Here is a 15,966-nt window from a genome sequence, read left to right on the forward strand (position 1 = left end):
TCCGCCCGTTTCAATCTCCATATAATTACATTGTACATATTCGAACGGGCGGCCGCATCTGCAGATGACCCTAACTCGGAAATCGCCGTTTGAAAGCGGAGAATAAGGAATGGAGCGTAAGCTCTTCCATGCTCGGGAGGACTTTTCTTTATTTCAGGATCAAGTCGATTGCAGGAGAAGAGCGGTATAGGGAGAAGTCTTAAAAAAGTATAGATAAAACAGGAATTTCTGCGGGATTGTCATTTCACTAAGCGATTGGGGCGTGTACGCATGAAAGCAGTCGTCTACTCTACTTATGGCCCGCCGGACGTTCTTCGGTTCCAAGAGGTTCCAAAACCGGTTCCCAAGGACAATGAAATACTTGTCAGAGTCTTTGCGACAACGGTTACCGTGGCGGATGTTCGGGTGCGGAGTTTTACGGTTCCTCCTTCTTTCTGGCTGCCTGCCCGAATCGCCTTAGGGATTATCAAGCCCAAGAAAGCGATTTTGGGGATGGAGTTAGCCGGGGTAGTAGAGTCGGTTGGAAAAGATGTAAGGCGGTTCAAAAAAGGGGACCCGGTATTCGCAGCCACGCTGGCCGGTTATGGTGCTTATGCCGAATACAGGTGCCTGCCTGAAGACGGGCCGATATCCATCAAACCCGACAATCTGACTTACGAGGAAGCGGCGGCCATTCCCATTGGGGGAAGAACGGCATTGTATTACCTTAGCAAAGCGAACATTCAAACCGGACAAAAAGTTCTCATTTATGGGGCTTCAGGCAGCGTAGGCACTTATGCCGTGCAGCTTGCCAAGCATTTCGGAGCCAAGGTTACGGGAGTTTGCAGTACCGCGAATTTGGAATTGGTGAAATCCCTTGGAGCCGATGAGGTCATTGATTACACGGCGGAGGATTTCTCTGATCGCGGAGAGGTTTTCGATGTTGTTTTCGATGCGGTAAACAAAAGTTCCTTCACCGCTTGCATGAAATCGCTCAAGAAAACAGGAATCTATTTAAATGCGACTGAACCGTTACCAAGCGTTCGAATGCTCTGGACTCAATTAACGAGCGGAAAGAAATTGATTCTGGGCCAAAACTCACCCGAAACGGCTGAAGCCTTGAATTACCTCAAGGAATTGGCAGAAGCGGGGAAGATGAAAGTCGTCATTGACCGATGTTATCCCTTCGAACAAATCGTCGAAGCTCACCGGTATGTCGACCAAGGACGTAAAAAGGGAAACGTCGTCATCACGATGGAACATGCGAAGCCGTGACTCCGTTCAATCACACACCATGTGAAAGTTAGTATCGGATCCGGGACCTTATTTATTCAACAAATCGATCGCGACGGATTTAGCGTAAATAGTGAACTTGTGAATAGGCGGAAACCGATATATGACTGTAGAGGAGGGATATCATGGATATCGCTGCCGCATCTATGGCAATGAGTCAATCGACGTTGTCCACTGTACTGGGAGTTAGAGTTCTGTCTATGGCGAAAGACCAAGCCGTGCAACAAGGCCAGGATCTTGTGAGGATGATGCAGCAAAGTCTCGACCCCAATCTTGGGCGCCTTCTGGACGTTAGAGCGTAAGTAACTCTCCCGTGATCCGTGATCCGGGGGAGTTTTTCTTCCTTGCCGCGCGCACGCTAGCCGGTTCCAAGCGACGCCGACGCAAATCGCCCGGATGATCCGGGCCGGAATGCTGAAGTTGGACGGGTTCCGGCCGGTCACCTGCCCGCTGGCGCGATTCAACGAGGCGATCGCTTACGCTTCCGGCTGCCGCCTCTGCGTAATGATTCGGATGTTTGCAGTCAGGAGCAGGCTTTATTAGCGATCGTTTGTTCTAACTTGCGATTGAATAGTAACATCAATGCGTTCGCGAAAAGGATACTCATGGTGATATAGAAAACGTAACGGATGTCAAATACCGCGGACACCGTACTTCCCAATAGAGGGCCGAACAGGTTGCCAAGAAATTGGCGGAAGAATTGTAGCCGAAAGCCCGGGCCTGAACATCCGGCGGAGCCAGCTTCTTCACGAGGACATTGAGAGACGGAAGCATCCCGCCGACAAACAGCCCGAGCAGGAATCGCCCGATCAAAAGCACTGTGATATTGTCGGTTAATGCCTGCGGTATGAAAGTCAAACCCGACATCACCAGTGAAAAAATGAGGATTTTCCGCTGACCGACGCGATCACCGAACCTCCCGAGCAGGGGAGAACCAATCAAATTGGCGACACCGGTGATGGAGACAACCAGCCCCGCTATAAATTCAAGATGGACGCCATGATAAAGCAGTTTCGTATAGATGGATAGGATCGGCTGAATAGACATCATCCCAATTTGGGTTACCATTGTTGCGACAAAGATCGGAATCAACGGAGTCATCGTCCGCCAATGGCCCGCTCCGCGAGCATTATCATTCTCTTTGGCTCGTACAGGCACTCCTTTGTCAACGAAGATCATCACGACGATACTGGCCGCAAGGAGAAGCAGCCCAGTCAAGACGAATACATCGCGAAACCCGAATGCTTCAGCTAGAATGCCTCCGATCAGAGGGCCAATCAAGCTTCCTGCCATTTGGCCTGTCTGTAATGTACCCAAGGCCTTTCCGGCATCTTTATCCGGGGTGACCGACGCCTGCAAAGAAACGGACATCGAGATAAAGCCGGAAAAAACGCCGTTGATGAGCCGCAACACAAGCAATTGCCAGGGCGCGCTGACAAAACCCATGAGGATTGTCATGATCGCCATGCCGATTCCCGCCCTCAAAAGCATTGCTTTGCGTCCGTACTTGTCGGCCATCGCCCCCCATAAAGGCTGGAAAATCACAGCCGTCACGGATTGCGCGGCAAAGATCCATCCCGACCATAGATTTACGTCTCTCAGCTGATGAACACCAAGCTCTTCGATATATAAGGGCAAGAAGGGTATGATCAAACTGACCCCCGCCACCGCGATGAAATTGGATGTCCATAATATCCATAAGGTTCGTTTCCATTTCATCATGATTCGTTCAAGCTTTCGATCCAAGCGCCCGCTGTCATCACGTCAGCCTGACGGGGAAACACTTTCTCCATGAGCACGCGATGCACCTCGGGATCGGCGTCGAGACACGCATCCGAGAGAACCTTAAGCGCGAAATCCTTATCTGCCGCTTCCCGCAGCGTCGACAACACGACGCCGCTCGTTGCGATGCCGGTGAGCACAAGCGTGTCGATCCCTCGAGAGCGGAGAGCGATTTCCAGGTCACTGCCGGTGAAGGCGCTCACGCGGCGCTTCGTCACCAGCAGCTCGCCTGGTTGCGGCTGCACCGAACGGTGAATTTGCGCCGCCTCGTCCGATTCCGTCAAGCCTCCGAAACGGGTGATCGCCGCAAAAGACTTGTTGTTCGGGCTGACTTCCGGATAGCCTTCACGAAAGGCGACCCGGACATAGATAACTTGGATGCCGTGGCCGCGCGCGGCTTCGATCGCCTGCTTGAACGGAAGCAGCGACTCCTGCATGGCAGCGAACCGTGACACGATGCCGTTCTGCAGGTCCATAACCAGGAGAGCGGTGTTCCGAAGCTCGCTTGTCATGTGTTGATCCCTCCTCAATCGCATGTTAGGATAAAGCGGAGACCTCTCCTCTTTATATAAGCGGAGAATTCTCCGCATGTCAATGGCAGAGTAGGATAATGGAAAGGAAGATGGGAGTCATGAGCGAGGCGGAGATCCCCCCCTTTCGTGCGGAGCGCAGAGATGCCGCGGAGAATCGACAACGGATCCTGAATGCGGCCATTCGGCTGTTCGAGCAGTATGGCGTCGATCAGGTCAGCATGAATCAGATTGCCGCGGAAGCGCAGCTCGGTCCGGGTACGCTCTATCGCCGCTATCGCAACAAGAGCGAGCTCTGCCTGGATCTGATCAAGGATCATGTCGATCTTCTATTCGGGGACATCGAGGCTTACTTGGAGGAGAACCGGGTAGAACCCCCGAGTCTGCGTTTGAGAGGCGTGCTGCGGATATTCTTGGCTTTTCGGGAGAAAAAACTGCAGTTGCTGACCGGAGTCGAGGAATCCGTATCTTCCAATGGATCGAAGACCCGCACGCGCGGTCCGATTTACCATGAATTGCACAAGCTGCTCGTCGAATTGTATGAGGAAATGGCCGCAAGCGGAGTCGAGAGGACGCCCCCCGACAGCGTCTTCCGCGCCGATATGCTGCTGACCGCCCTGAGCAGCGACTCCTATATATTCCAGCGGGACGTTCGCGGGTATTCGCGGGAAGCGATACTGGAGCAGCTCTACAGGACTTTCGTGACGGCGAAGGATGAATGAGAGATAGTTCTAAATAAAAAACTCTGACCTCACGCGGTCAGAGTTTTTATGTTGGAGGCGAAACGCGGCTTATCAATTCCACATTGTCTTTGACACGCTTGAACACCCGGCGCATACATTAGCTACATAGCAGGGGGAGGGAGCGAAGCGGATGGCCGGCAAACCGCGGGAAACCGCCGTAATTTCATTCCAAGGCGATTCCCTTTAAAAGCTCTTTCCATGCGTCCGTCCACTCTGACTCTTCCTTCGGGAGTCCTGCAGCCGCGATGAAAGGCTCGTCCCAATCGGCATCGTGCAGGGGCGCGCCATCTGCGTCGTTCAAGACCAATAAATAGACATCCCCGCCGGACAATCGCATCAATGCCTGCCGAAGGCTGATCGCTTCCGGCAAGCTGGCGCGTTCTCGAACGTATAAGGCTTTTCTGCTGCTTCGGGCGCGTTCGTAGAATCTTTCGATTCGACGGTCGAGCTGTTGCCGGAACTCCGGGTAATTGTCGATGCGGCGCGATTGATCCGCGGGTACCGGAAAGTCGTGGAACGAAAGAGTCCCTGTCGCGACATCCTCCGCGGAGTAATGGCCATAGATGGACCCGATAATCTGGAGATTCTCCAGCTTCATGTAATCCTTGAATCCGTTGTCCAGGAGCTGGATTAGGTTGGGGATGGAGTTGGTGATGACCCAGTCTACCGGCCCCGTGAAACTGCGAACTTGATTCGCGCGCAATTGAAACGCGGGCTGACAATTGTAGCCCATGCTTAGGATGAGATCGTAGGAACCGGCAAGCTCTTTAAGCTTCATTGGCCTCACTCCTTCTTTAACATCTTATTCAGGGCGAGTTGGCGTGATTGATATAAACGCACGGGGCCGGATAAATGGGCAGAGAACCGATCAACGGATCCAATGGCCATGCCACCGGACTGTCACCAAGGCTTTCGCCTGACGATTAGAGAACAATTCTCTGGTAAAGGACGGAGAAAAGAAATGAAATTGACCGTCATGACTCCGGTTTTGAACGAAGCCGCTTTCCTGCCGTTCTATCTGGATAGCGTCACCTCTTTCGCGGACGAGGTGATCATCGTCGACGGCGGCAGTACCGACAACAGCTTAGAGCTGATTCGACAGTATCAAAAAAGGCATAACATTCATTTGTTCGAGATCAAACAGACCGGAATGCCGTATTCGGACGACTGGAACGAGTCGCTTGTCCGCAATTTCATGATCGATCGGGCAACCGGCCAATGGATCGCCAATATCGACGCGGACGAAGTGTTTGACGATCGTTTTGCCGGCGTGCTGCCGCAATTAATGCACACTGCCGATTTCGACGTCTATCAATTTCCTTTTATTAATTTCTGGGAGAACCCGTGGAAAATACGCGTGAACGCCCCCAGCGACGAAAGATGGTCAAACGATATCATCCGGTTATGGAGGCATGGCATCGGCATACGATACGAATCCAGGAAACACCATTGCACCTTGCAAACCGCCGACGGACAACCGATCTGGTCCGCCCGAAGAACCCGTGTTGACATTCCCCTCTACCATTACCACTACGCCCTCGGCAATCGGATCAAGTTCAACGACAATCGCAGAGGCGACTTGAACGTCTGGACGAACGAAGGGGAACCGGACTGGACTTACAATCACGGAGAATACCCGATCATCACGGAACCCTTCAACGGCACCCACCCTGCTGTCGTCCGGCGATACCTGGATCAGCTTGGGCGTTGACCGCAACAAATCACCGGTTCCGCCCTAGAGGAACCGGTGATATTCGTTTGTTCCCGATCATTGCGGTTCGATCCAGGCGACTTCCGGGACCGAATGTTTGATGGTTGCGATCCAATCCGATTCGTTCGTCAGATACAGGTGCGGACCGATTCGCTTGAAACCTTGGATCGCCTGATTGCAGAAGCTCGTGGCGTACACGATGACCAAATGGCCTTCGTCCAGCAAAGTACGCACAAGCTTCTTCCAATGCGCCGGCGACTCCGTCCAATCCGGCTTCCCCGCGACGATGCTGCACCGTAACCCGGAGGCGCGTACGATTTCGGCGGCTTCCCGTCCGTTCGACGCCGTGTCGAAGATGTTTTCCGGCCATGGGTAAGGTTTCCACGACCTGTTCCACTTCTTCTCGAAATGCGATTTGTTGCGGTTGAATATCTGCTGCCATTGCTCCTGGTTCATGCTCTTGAAGGTGGCGCTCCCATGGTGGTACACGAAGGCGTCTTCCGCGATGACAAGGCGATAGCCTTCCCGGGCGATTCTCTCGCAGTAATCGTCATCCTCGAACATGCCCACGGTGAATCTGCTGTCCAGATCCCCGATCCGGTCGAACACTTCTCTCCTCATCGCTACGCAGAAGAAAGCGAGCCGGTCGGTATCCCTCAGGCTTCCCTTGTTCACAGCATAGAAAAGATCCAGCCATTTCTCGTTCCATGCTTGCGTATCTCCCGAAGCGAAGAAATCCAGCTTCTGTTCGTTGCCTATCTGATTGGACATGGGACCGACAATGCCAATCTCCTCCTGTTCGCGCAAAGGCCGAATGAGTCGGTCGAGCCACCCCTGGGGCACGAGCGTATCATTGTTCAGTAAGACCAAGTATTCGCCAGTGGCGAGTTGGCATCCGATGTTGACGGCCCCTGCATAACCTCGGTTGGTTGTAAGCGATACGACCTGGACCGCAGGATGTTGGAGGGTCGCCAGAGCCTGCCTTGTACCGTCCGTGGATGCGTTATCTACGACAATAATCTCGACATGATGTTGTCCGGAAGAGTTCAACAGGCTTTTCAGGCAGCCTTCCGTCAAACTCCATTGATTGAATACGGGGATCACGACGCTGACTTTCGGATAGAGGACCGCGCTTACGATCGCTTTCAACTCCGCGTAGCGTTCGTCCCAGGTGTTCGAGGCAGCAAATTCTTGCCGCAAGCGCGCCTCCTTGCCGGATTCATGCAGCCCCTTCAGAATGGCGGACTCGAACTCCCGAACGCCCTCCGCCAAGTAGATGTGACTGGAAAGGGCCTCGAGTTCGGGCAGCTTCGTCGAGACGACCGGCTTCCCCGAGCAGAGATATTCGTACGCTTTGACCGGATTGGTCGCGGTCGTGAGCGTGTTTTGCTTGAACGGGATGAGGCATACATCGAAGGCGTAGAGGTATTTCGGCAAGTCCGAGTACGGCTTCTCTCCGAGAAGCAGGATATTGGACCGTGAGTCGAAGGCTTCTACCAATTCTCTGTAGTAATGTCCCACCAACACGAACTGCCAATCCGGATTCCGTTCGGCCAGTTGATTGATGAGGTTCCCGTCGAACCAATTCGAGATCGCGCCGTAGAAGCCGATAATCGGTTTTTGCAGCAAGGCCAGTTCAGGGGCCAAGGTATCCGGAGCCTTGGAGAAAAACGAATATTCGCATGCGTTTGGCAAGTAAAACACATTCTCGTTTTGCTTCTTCCTGTTGTGCATCAAAACCCGTGAGGTTACGGTTACGGCATCGGCCTTTTCCGCGAGTTCATCCTCTAATTCAAGTATCTTGGGGCTAACGCCCCCAAACCCCGATAGATCGTCCATGCAGTCGTACAGAATTTTGTTGCTGGTCCGGTCGAAATGCTGAACCAGCTGGTACCAGTAAGGTAAATCGATGACGGATAAGGTTTGGCGAATGTTGAAGTAACTTTTCAGCGCCTGTATCGACCACAGCATATACTGATAGTCCAATGGGTGAGAGATGACGGAATGATAGGGATCGACAGGCTTATGGGAGCAGAGTGTGACCGACCATATATGATTGCCGAGCGGATTCACTTCCATGGCACTGGCGATGTCGCTGAAGGTGGCGTCTTCCTGCTTGATCGTCTTCGTCTGCATGGTGAAATAAAAAACGCGGTGGCCATCCTCAGCCCACTTCGTAGACAGATGTTGCGGCCTTTGCCAGCGATAATGCCAATCGATGATGGGAAAACGGAACACGTCGTACTTGAGGTCTTCCGAAGAGGGGATGTCCGGCCACTGTTGGGGAATAGAAAATGGGACGGAATCGGGACGAGCGGCTTCCTTTCTCGCGAGATCATGCGACCGTCGGCCTTTCCTTCGCGACCTCTTTCGTTTGGATTCCAGCCAAACGGAAATGGTGCGCAAGAGCCGTCTTTTTCTGCGTTTCGAAACGTTGGATTGGGGCTTCCATTTACGCAAGGTTGAGTGGATCTCGTTCAGCGCCGTATGGGTATTGGACACAATCCTTATCACCTCGCCATGCTTTATCGTGTACTTGCTCTTTCCCCATGTTATTAGTGGCGATAATGAATTGCATGGACGAAGGCGGAACATGCCAAGTAAAAACGACTTCGTCGTCCTCAAGGAACAGAGAATGTCGTTTTTATCGAAGATCATTTAGAAAGGAAAAGACGTGAATCTTGATTCTGAATGATCAACAAAAGAACACCCAGCAGGTGCTCCAAAGAGAAGTCGATTCACCATTTTTTCCCCAAGTCAGTATGATGGTCGTAACGTATTCGAAGGGGCTGGCGATTCATGGATCCTCAAGAAATGATGAAGAACATCGAAAACATGAATGATGAACAAAAAGAGGAGTTTTTGGGAAGCTTCTTTCAATGGTTATCCCAAAATTACATCAACAGAAACCCGGCTGTTTATCATCCCGATAACAAGCTGATGGAAATGGCGCAAAATAAGGGCTTGTTTCTGCTGCCTACGCATTTTTATGCTCCCGTTCCTACCAAGATAGAAATCCAGAAATACAACGCGAAAAATGGAGCGGAAGGAATCGATTGGAATGATGCTGTTCAGATCGATTTCATGGAGAGAAGCCGGGAGTCCCAGCGGGACTTGATGGATACACCGGTGCAGAGAAGAAACAATGTCGAGTATTATTGGGATAACGAAGCGTTCTCCCATACGGACGCAGCCTTTTATTATTCGCTGATCCGGTTGCTCAAGCCGAAGCAAGTATTGGAAATCGGTGCGGGAAATTCTACGAAAATGGCCGTCAAAGCGTTGCAGGCGTTGGGAAAGCGCAACCTCGGGGATACTTTAACCGTGATCGAGCCGTATCCTTCGAAGGATTTGGCAACGATGTCGGACCAGTTCGATTTACAAATCCGGAAGCAAACCTTACAGGACACAGACTTGGAGACGTTCCAAAAACTTCAGGCCGGCGATATCTTGTTTTTTGATGGTACGCACGTATCGAAATATGGATCCGATGTTAATCATTTCTTTTTTCAAATACTGCCGGCACTCAACAGCGGCGTATACGTTCATGTACATGATATTTTTCTTCCCGAAGAGATGCCGAAGGATTGGGTTAACGATTTGAATTTGTTCTGGAACGAGCAATATGTGCTGCATGCTTTCTTGATGTATAACGATCAATTTGAAATCGTATTTTCATCGAAATACGCTTTCATGAAACACAGGACACTGCTGGATGACGTGTTTCGGGCGCCGCTTGCATACCGTGGCAACGGCGGCGGAAGCTTATGGATGAGAAAAAAATGACACTCCACACGGCTAAAGCCGTGGGATTCTTGGCTAGTTGGTGCGTCCGCAGTCCGTTTCCGGTTTGGACAACTGCCAAGTTTGGGGCTGTGCCCCGTTACCTCCAAAGCATCCGCTTGATCATATACCAGCACCGCTACTTTTTTCGCTGTTCCCATTCCAATACTCTCCTCGAAAAATAGAAAAGCATTTGGTTACAAATCAACCAAATGCTTTGCCCAGGCGAACGGCTTATTTGACGGATGCGCTCCCCCGAAATATTCGAACTCGAACACAGCAACAATTGAAAATGCATATGAGAGGTTGTGGAAAGATAAGGGTTTACTCATTATCTCGCTCTTACTGCTCTAACCGCTCGCCTCTTCCTCGTCCATCTTGCCCATGTGGCTCATATATTCGACGCCCCATTCGACGAACTGCCCCAGACAGGGAATTAACTTCAAGCCAATCGGGGTGAGAGAATACTCCACCTTCGGCGGCACTTCACGGTACACCTCGCGGTGGATCAAGCCGTCATTCTCCAGATCGCGGAGTGTGTTCGTAATCATCGATTGGGTGACGTGAGGAAGCGCCCGATGAATTTCGCTGAACCGTTTTGCTCCGTCATGCAGCTGCCACAAAATATAAACCTTCCACTTTCCTCCGATCAGGCTTTGAACCGTAAATACCGGACACTTCATAAATTTCTCTTCGTACTTGGCCATTTGTAACACTCCAATACTATCTTTTTTGATACTACCTACAAAAAATAATAGTACTTGTTGTAAATATAGGTATTTATTATTCTCTTATTGTAACAAGACAGCAGGAAGGAGTGAACCCGTAAAACGGCAATCCGGATTACTTGGACACCCAGTCGCTTTTTTTTACACTTAGATGTAACTAAATTTGTTACAAGTATGCTTATGATAAATTAGGGGAGGTAATAGGATGAAAAAACAAGTCGCTTCTATGATTCTGGTCGGTTTATTGTCAGTGTCCGCTTCGCTGCCCGTGATTGCAGCAGCGGATGCAAAGAAGGATAACGGGATTAGAATCGTCATTAACGGGGTGGAGGAAGCTTACGCAGATGCCCCAATCGTGAAAAAGAACCAAGTATTCCTACCTCTCAGAGCCGTTGCGGCGGATCTCGGAGCAGCAGATATCGTCTGGAGCTCGCCGGAAAGAAGCGTTACGCTGCAAAAAGGCGATACGAAAATATATATTCGCATAGGCAGAACGGAGGCAAATATCGGCGGCAAGGCCGTACAGTTGTCCGTTGCGCCGTTCGTTTCCAAGAGCGGGATAACCTATGTCCCCGCGGATTTTATCGGGCAGGCGTTAGGCCAACGGGTAACATGGAATGCATCTTCTAAAGCTGTGTCAATTGAAACAAGCAATAAAGATAAAGTGGTAGAGGTATTAAAAGGCCTTGAGACCGGAGACCCTGCCGCAGCTTTGAAATGGATCAGCGCCGACAAATACATTCAGCACAATCTTGCTTTTGCAGACGGAAGAGAGACTTTGGTCGGTGCAATCAGGCAGTTGAAAGGAGCGGGCGTGACCTATGATGTCCAGCGGGTTATTGAAGACGGCGACTACGTAGCCGTTCATTCGCTTGTGAACCTGTTCGGTTCGAAATTCGCCGTATTCGATATCTACCGGTTCGAGAACGGGAAAATCGTAGAGCACTGGGATAACTTGCAGGAGCTCGCCGAGCCGAATCCGAGTGGGCATACGATGGTAGATGGAACGACGGAGATTACGGATTTGGACAAAACGGAAGAAAACAAGGAAATTGTCAAGAAATTTGTAAATGATGTATTTATGGGCGGCAATATTGCGGTGATGCCCACTTATATCGACGGAGAAACGTATACGCAGCATAACCCGATGTTTGGGGATGGTTTGTCGACAGTGATGAAGGCGTTTGAGGGAATGGCCGAACAAGGCGTTAAGGTGAGCTTCGATAAGATCCATATGGTCATCGGCGAAGGCGATTTCGTACTGGTCGTAAGCGAAGCGACATTTAACGGCATCCATAATGCCATCTATGATATGTTTCGGGTGAAAAATGGCAAGCTCGTCGAGCACTGGGATGTCATTGAGACGATTCCGCCGAAGGATCAATGGAAAAATACGAACGGGAAATTTTAACCGAAGGAAGGTTATACTTGCTGGGGGCGACCCTCCAACCCCGCGCTCCACGCAAGAAAGCCGACCTCATGCGGTCGGCTTTCTTGATTTGGTGGAGGCGAGGGGAGTCGAACCCCTGTCCGAAGACAACGCCACATAGGCTTCTACGGGTGTAGTCCCAGTTTTGATGTCACCCGAGCAACGCCCCGGAACCGGCTTCGCGTTGGGTCAGCCTGATTATCTTCTTCAGCTAGCCCCAGGCGGAGACTAGACAGCGTATCCCACTAAAGTTGAGCCCTTATCCCGCCACATGGGCGATGGAGAGTAAGAGCCTGGTGACCGTTATTAGGCGGCCAGAGCCAGAGAAGGTTGCTTGTTGCCGTTTATAGGCTTTCCGCGTTGATGAAGCAGACGCAGCCCTACTACCCGCTACCCATGCTCGAACTGTCCCCGTCGAATCCATAAACGCCCCCGAAAAGGATTGATGCCGCCCACCAGCGGCTGCAATCGAAGGGCGCTGCCTATCCAGACGGCAGCTATGGAGCATGATGAACTAAAGATATTATACCACACGGAGGGCTTGATATCCGCATGATTGTTGCTGGTAAGCCTGGCAAGACGCTTAAAAGCTGACTTTCTGCTTCTCCCTCAGGATCCGCTGGATGTCGCGCTGGGCGTCTTTCTTCGCGGCGTCGGCGCGTTTGTCGAACTGCTTTTTACCCTTTCCTAGGCCGATCAGAAGCTTGGCGTAGCCGTTGCGCGTGTAAATCTTGAGAGGAACGATCGTGTAGCCTTCCCGCTTGGTCTCGCCCAGAAGCTTATGAATCTGCTGGCGATGCAAGAGCAGCTTGCGCGCGCGAGTCGGATCGGTGTTATGACGGTTGCCTTCCTCGAACGGGCTGATGTGCATGTTGTGGATGAACATCTCTCCGTTGCGGATGGTCGCGAAGGCATCGCTGATATTGGCGCGGCCGCGGCGTAGAGATTTGATCTCCGTACCCGTCAGCACCATCCCGGCTTCATAGGTTTCTTCAATGAAGTAGTCGTGGGAGGCTTTCTTGTTTTGCGCCAACGGCTTGTCGAACTGGTCTTTGTTCTTGCTGCCCACTTTCCTTCACCTTCCTTCTCTACGAATATAGCCGGAGATTTATTATAGCACGCCGTATCGTCAATCCGCCAGATTCAAACATTTGGCGATGAGCGCCATCCGGATGTACAGGCCGTTATGCGCCTGGCGGAAATACGCCGCCCTGGGGTCCGCGTCCACTTCTTCGGCGATCTCGCCCGCGCGCGGAAGCGGATGGAGCACGATGGCGTCCTTGCGCATGCGGTCCAGCAGCGCCAGGTCGATGATGTATTTGCCCGCGGCTTTCTCGTACTCCTCGACCGACGGAAAACGTTCCTTCTGGATGCGCGTCTGGTACACGACGTCGACGGAGCCGGCGACCGCGTTCAGATCGTTCGTTTCCTGGTACCGGATGCCCATCTCGTCGAGATACTGCTTGACGTAACCCGGGATTTGCACGTTCTCGGGGGCAATGAAGTAGATCATGACATCTTGGTAATTGGCCAAAATGTAGCTGAGCGAGTGGACCGTCCGTCCATACGTGAGATCGCCAACCATCGCGATTTTGAGTCCGTCGATGCGGCCGAACTCCTTGTTGATCGTATAGGCATCGAGCAAAGCTTGGGTGGGATGCTCCCCCGCTCCGTCGCCCGCATTGATGACCGGGATTCCGGCGACCTTCGCCGCCCGCTTGGCCGCGCCGATCTCCGTATGCCGCATGACGATGACGTCGCTGTAGCCCGTCACGATCCGGATCGTGTCCTCGAGCGTCTCTCCCTTGATCGCCGACGAAAACTGCGCGGCATTCTCCGTGCCGATGACGCTGCCGCCCAGCCGATGCATCGCCGATTCGAACGACAGCCGCGTACGCGTGCTGGCCTCGAAGAACAGCGTCGTCATGATTTTGCCGGACAGTCGTTTGTCGCCTCCCGCGGACACCACGCCTTCCATCTCCTGCGAAGCCGCGAACAGGCGTTCCAGCTCCGCACGGTCGAACTGCTTGGCACCCAGTACATGATACAGCTTGCGATCCCGATTCAAATCCATGCTCACGCACCCTCTCCGACTCTTCCGTACACACTATTTTCTATCCTATAAGATACGGCCGGAATTGTAAAATGGCTTCTGCCGCTCGTCCTGTTATAAAGTGCTAACTTCGGACCCACGATTTCCGCGGAATCCCACCAGATGGCGCAAATTAGTGTCCGTGTGACGCTATTTCGACGGAATCCCACCAGGTGGCGCAAATTAGTGTCCCTGAGACGCTATTTCGGCGGAATCCCACCAGATGGCGCAAATTAGTGTCCGTGAGACGTTATTTCGACGGAATCCCTCCGGGTGGCGCAAATTAGTGTCCGTGAGACGCTATTTCGACGGAATCCCTCCGGGTGGCGGAAATTAGTGTCCGTGAGACGCTATTTCGACGGAATCCCACCAGGTGACGCAAATTAGTGTCCCTGAGACGCTATTTCGGCGGAATCCCTCCGGGTGGCGGAAATTAGTGTCCGTGAGACGTTATTTCGACGGAATCCCACCAGGTGGCGCAGATTAGTGTCCCTGAGACGCTATTTCGGCGGAATCCCTCCGGGTGGCGGAAATTAGTGTCCGTGAGACGTTATTTCGACGGAATCCCACCAGGTGGCGCAGATTAGTGTCCCTGAGACACTACTTCGGCGGAATCCCACCAGGTGACGCAACTTAGTGTCCCTGAGACGCTACTTCGGCGGAATCCCACCAAGTGGCGCAAATTAGTGTCCCTGAGACGCTATTTCGGCGGAATCCCACCAGGTGGCGCAGATTAGTGTCCGTGAGACGCTATTTCGGCGGAATCCCTCCGGGTGGCGGAAATTAGTGTCCGTGAGACGCTATTTCGACGGAATCCCACCCCGTGGCGCATATTAGTGTCCCTGAGATGCTATTTCGGCGGAATCCCACCAAGTGGCGCAAATTAGTGTCCCTGAGACGCTACTTCGGCGGAATCCCACCAAGTGGCGCAAATTAGTGTCCGTGAGACGCTATTTCGGCGGAATCCCACCCCGTGGCGCATATTAGTGTCCGTGAGACGCTATTTCGGCGGAATCCCACCCCGTGGCGCATATTAGTGTCCGTGAGACGCTATTTCGGCGGAATCCCACCAGATGGCGCATATTAGTGTCCCTGAGACGCTACTTCGGCGGAATCCCACCCGTTGGCGCAAATTAGTGTCGCTGAGAGGCTATTTCGGCGGAATCCCACCAGGTGGCGCAAATTAGTGTCCGTGAGACGCTATTTCGGCGGAATCCCACCAAGTGGCGCAAATTAGTGTCCGTGAGACGCTATTTCGGTGGAATCCCACCAAGTGGCGCAAATTAGTGTCCGTGAGACGCTATTTCGGTGGAATCCCACCAGATGGCGCAATTTAGTGTCCCTGAGACGCTACTTCGGCGGAATCCCACCAAGTGGCGCAAAATAGTGTCCCTGAGACGCTACTTCGGCGGAATCCCACCAAGTGGCGCAAATTAGTGTCGCTGAGAGGCTAATTCGGCGGAATCCCATCCGTTGGTGCGTTTGCAGACGCAAGGGCCAGCCTGTCAATGCCCGGCTGGCCCTTTGCTCGTCATTCCTTCGGTTTGCCCCGCCTGCTGCGGCCCGCCGGTTTGTCGCCGCCGCCGGCCTTGTCCGTGCCGGAAGGCGATCCGCCCTTGCGGCGGCCGCCTCCTTGGCGGCGAGCCTCCCGGCGCATTTCGGCCAGGGCTTCCTTCTCGCCGCCGTCGTCCTTGAGGCCGATGCCCGACACGGGAAGCCCCCACATGTCGACCTTCTTCGCCCCGCGACCGCCTGTCCGCGGCGCCTTCGCCTCCACCGCAGCCGCCTGCTCCGCCGGAGCGGCTGCCGCCGCCTTGCGCGCCCGCGCCGCGCCGGCGCCGGCTCCCGCGTCCCCGCCGCGCACCGGCGCGGGGACAACCCCCTCCGCCGCCCGCG

Annotated in this window: 14 protein-coding genes and 1 other RNA gene; 6 read left to right on the plus strand and 9 right to left on the minus strand. The window is 52.9% G+C overall.

The genetic code is table 11. The annotated features are described in order from the left end of the window. Window positions 1–270: 270 nt before the first annotated feature. Window positions 271–1,254 carry an NAD(P)-dependent alcohol dehydrogenase gene (locus tag GE107_RS16665; protein ID WP_219641110.1) on the plus strand — a complete coding sequence of 328 codons (984 nt, stop codon included), beginning with the start codon at window positions 271–273 and terminating at the stop codon, window positions 1,252–1,254. Between the two features lie 143 nt (window positions 1,255–1,397). Next, window positions 1,398–1,574 carry a YjfB family protein gene (locus GE107_RS16670; RefSeq protein ID WP_219641111.1) on the plus strand — a complete coding sequence of 59 codons (177 nt, stop codon included), beginning with the start codon at window positions 1,398–1,400 and terminating at the stop codon, window positions 1,572–1,574. A 301-nt stretch (window positions 1,575–1,875) separates the two neighbouring features. On the opposite strand, the gene GE107_RS16675 is transcribed toward GE107_RS16670, so the two are convergent. After that, entirely contained in the window at window positions 1,876–2,994 is a 1,119-nt protein-coding gene (locus tag GE107_RS16675; protein WP_255570536.1) for an MFS transporter, read from the minus strand. Then, window positions 2,991–3,566, minus strand: coding sequence for a cysteine hydrolase family protein (locus GE107_RS16680; RefSeq protein ID WP_219641112.1), 576 nt, complete (start codon window positions 3,564–3,566; stop codon window positions 2,991–2,993). The genes GE107_RS16675 and GE107_RS16680 overlap by 4 nt, the downstream gene beginning before the upstream one ends. Before the next feature lie 119 nt (window positions 3,567–3,685). Between GE107_RS16680 and GE107_RS16685 the strand changes: the two genes are divergently transcribed. Further along, entirely contained in the window at window positions 3,686–4,306 is a 621-nt protein-coding gene (locus GE107_RS16685) for a TetR/AcrR family transcriptional regulator (protein WP_219641113.1), read from the plus strand. 184 nt (window positions 4,307–4,490) lie between these two features. Here GE107_RS16685 and GE107_RS16690 read toward each other — a convergent pair whose 3' ends face one another. Further along, on the minus strand, window positions 4,491–5,105 hold the full coding sequence (locus GE107_RS16690; RefSeq protein WP_219641114.1) for a DUF1796 family putative cysteine peptidase: 615 nt from the start codon (window positions 5,103–5,105) through the stop codon (window positions 4,491–4,493). A 183-nt stretch (window positions 5,106–5,288) separates the two neighbouring features. On the opposite strand from GE107_RS16690, the gene GE107_RS16695 reads away from it, so the two are divergent. Beyond that, window positions 5,289–6,038, plus strand: a complete 750-nt coding sequence (locus GE107_RS16695) for a glycosyltransferase (RefSeq protein ID WP_219641115.1) — start codon at window positions 5,289–5,291, stop codon at window positions 6,036–6,038. Between the two features lie 57 nt (window positions 6,039–6,095). On the opposite strand, the gene GE107_RS16700 is transcribed toward GE107_RS16695, so the two are convergent. Further along, window positions 6,096–8,276: a glycosyltransferase gene (locus GE107_RS16700; RefSeq protein ID WP_219641116.1), complete on the minus strand. Its 2,181-nt coding sequence runs from the start codon at window positions 8,274–8,276 to the stop codon at window positions 6,096–6,098. A gap of 561 nt (window positions 8,277–8,837) precedes the next feature. Between GE107_RS16700 and GE107_RS16705 the strand changes: the two genes are divergently transcribed. Next, on the plus strand, window positions 8,838–9,824 hold the full coding sequence (locus GE107_RS16705; protein ID WP_219641117.1) for a class I SAM-dependent methyltransferase: 987 nt from the start codon (window positions 8,838–8,840) through the stop codon (window positions 9,822–9,824). Between the two features lie 347 nt (window positions 9,825–10,171). Here the strand turns inward: GE107_RS16705 and GE107_RS16710 are convergent, their stop codons facing one another. Continuing rightward, complete coding sequence (locus GE107_RS16710) at window positions 10,172–10,528, minus strand: winged helix-turn-helix transcriptional regulator (RefSeq protein ID WP_219641118.1); 357 nt, start codon at window positions 10,526–10,528, stop codon at window positions 10,172–10,174. A gap of 226 nt (window positions 10,529–10,754) precedes the next feature. Here GE107_RS16710 and GE107_RS16715 point away from each other — a divergent pair, with 226 nt between their 5' ends. Beyond that, window positions 10,755–11,960, plus strand: coding sequence for a stalk domain-containing protein (locus GE107_RS16715; RefSeq protein ID WP_219641119.1), 1,206 nt, complete (start codon window positions 10,755–10,757; stop codon window positions 11,958–11,960). An 89-nt stretch (window positions 11,961–12,049) separates the two neighbouring features. Here GE107_RS16715 and ssrA read toward each other — a convergent pair. The 4 genes from ssrA to GE107_RS16735 form a co-directional block, all read right to left on the minus strand. Then, window positions 12,050–12,412, minus strand: a transfer-messenger RNA (tmRNA) gene (gene ssrA / locus GE107_RS16720). 149 nt (window positions 12,413–12,561) lie between these two features. Beyond that, on the minus strand, window positions 12,562–13,047 hold the full coding sequence (gene smpB, locus GE107_RS16725; protein ID WP_219641120.1) for an SsrA-binding protein SmpB: 486 nt from the start codon (window positions 13,045–13,047) through the stop codon (window positions 12,562–12,564). A 60-nt stretch (window positions 13,048–13,107) separates the two neighbouring features. Next, on the minus strand, window positions 13,108–14,052 hold the full coding sequence (gene pyrB / locus GE107_RS16730; protein ID WP_219641139.1) for an aspartate carbamoyltransferase: 945 nt from the start codon (window positions 14,050–14,052) through the stop codon (window positions 13,108–13,110). 1,549 nt (window positions 14,053–15,601) lie between these two features. Further along, on the minus strand, window positions 15,602–15,934 hold the full coding sequence (locus tag GE107_RS16735) for a hypothetical protein (protein WP_219641121.1): 333 nt from the start codon (window positions 15,932–15,934) through the stop codon (window positions 15,602–15,604). Window positions 15,935–15,966: the final 32 nt, after the last annotated feature.

Origin of the sequence: Cohnella sp. CFH 77786, from assembly GCF_019400745.1 — a bacterium.
Taxonomy (GTDB): Bacteria; Bacillota; Bacilli; order Paenibacillales; family Paenibacillaceae; genus Cohnella.

What these genes read in the sequence shown, in the direction of transcription:
- GE107_RS16665 (WP_219641110.1), top strand. Translation starts at nt 271, where the DNA reads ATGAAAGCAGTCGTCTACTCTACTTATGGCCCGCCGGACGTTCTTCGG.
- GE107_RS16670 (WP_219641111.1), top strand. Translation starts at nt 1,398, where the DNA reads ATGGATATCGCTGCCGCATCTATGGCAATGAGTCAATCGACGTTGTCC.
- GE107_RS16675 (WP_255570536.1), bottom strand. Translation starts at nt 2,994, where the DNA reads ATGATGAAATGGAAACGAACCTTATGGATATTATGGACATCCAATTTC.
- GE107_RS16680 (WP_219641112.1), bottom strand. Translation starts at nt 3,566, where the DNA reads ATGACAAGCGAGCTTCGGAACACCGCTCTCCTGGTTATGGACCTGCAG.
- GE107_RS16685 (WP_219641113.1), top strand. Translation starts at nt 3,686, where the DNA reads ATGAGCGAGGCGGAGATCCCCCCCTTTCGTGCGGAGCGCAGAGATGCC.
- GE107_RS16690 (WP_219641114.1), bottom strand. Translation starts at nt 5,105, where the DNA reads ATGAAGCTTAAAGAGCTTGCCGGTTCCTACGATCTCATCCTAAGCATG.
- GE107_RS16695 (WP_219641115.1), top strand. Translation starts at nt 5,289, where the DNA reads ATGAAATTGACCGTCATGACTCCGGTTTTGAACGAAGCCGCTTTCCTG.
- GE107_RS16705 (WP_219641117.1), top strand. Translation starts at nt 8,838, where the DNA reads ATGGATCCTCAAGAAATGATGAAGAACATCGAAAACATGAATGATGAA.
- GE107_RS16710 (WP_219641118.1), bottom strand. Translation starts at nt 10,528, where the DNA reads ATGGCCAAGTACGAAGAGAAATTTATGAAGTGTCCGGTATTTACGGTT.
- GE107_RS16715 (WP_219641119.1), top strand. Translation starts at nt 10,755, where the DNA reads ATGAAAAAACAAGTCGCTTCTATGATTCTGGTCGGTTTATTGTCAGTG.
- pyrB (WP_219641139.1), bottom strand. Translation starts at nt 14,052, where the DNA reads ATGGATTTGAATCGGGATCGCAAGCTGTATCATGTACTGGGTGCCAAG.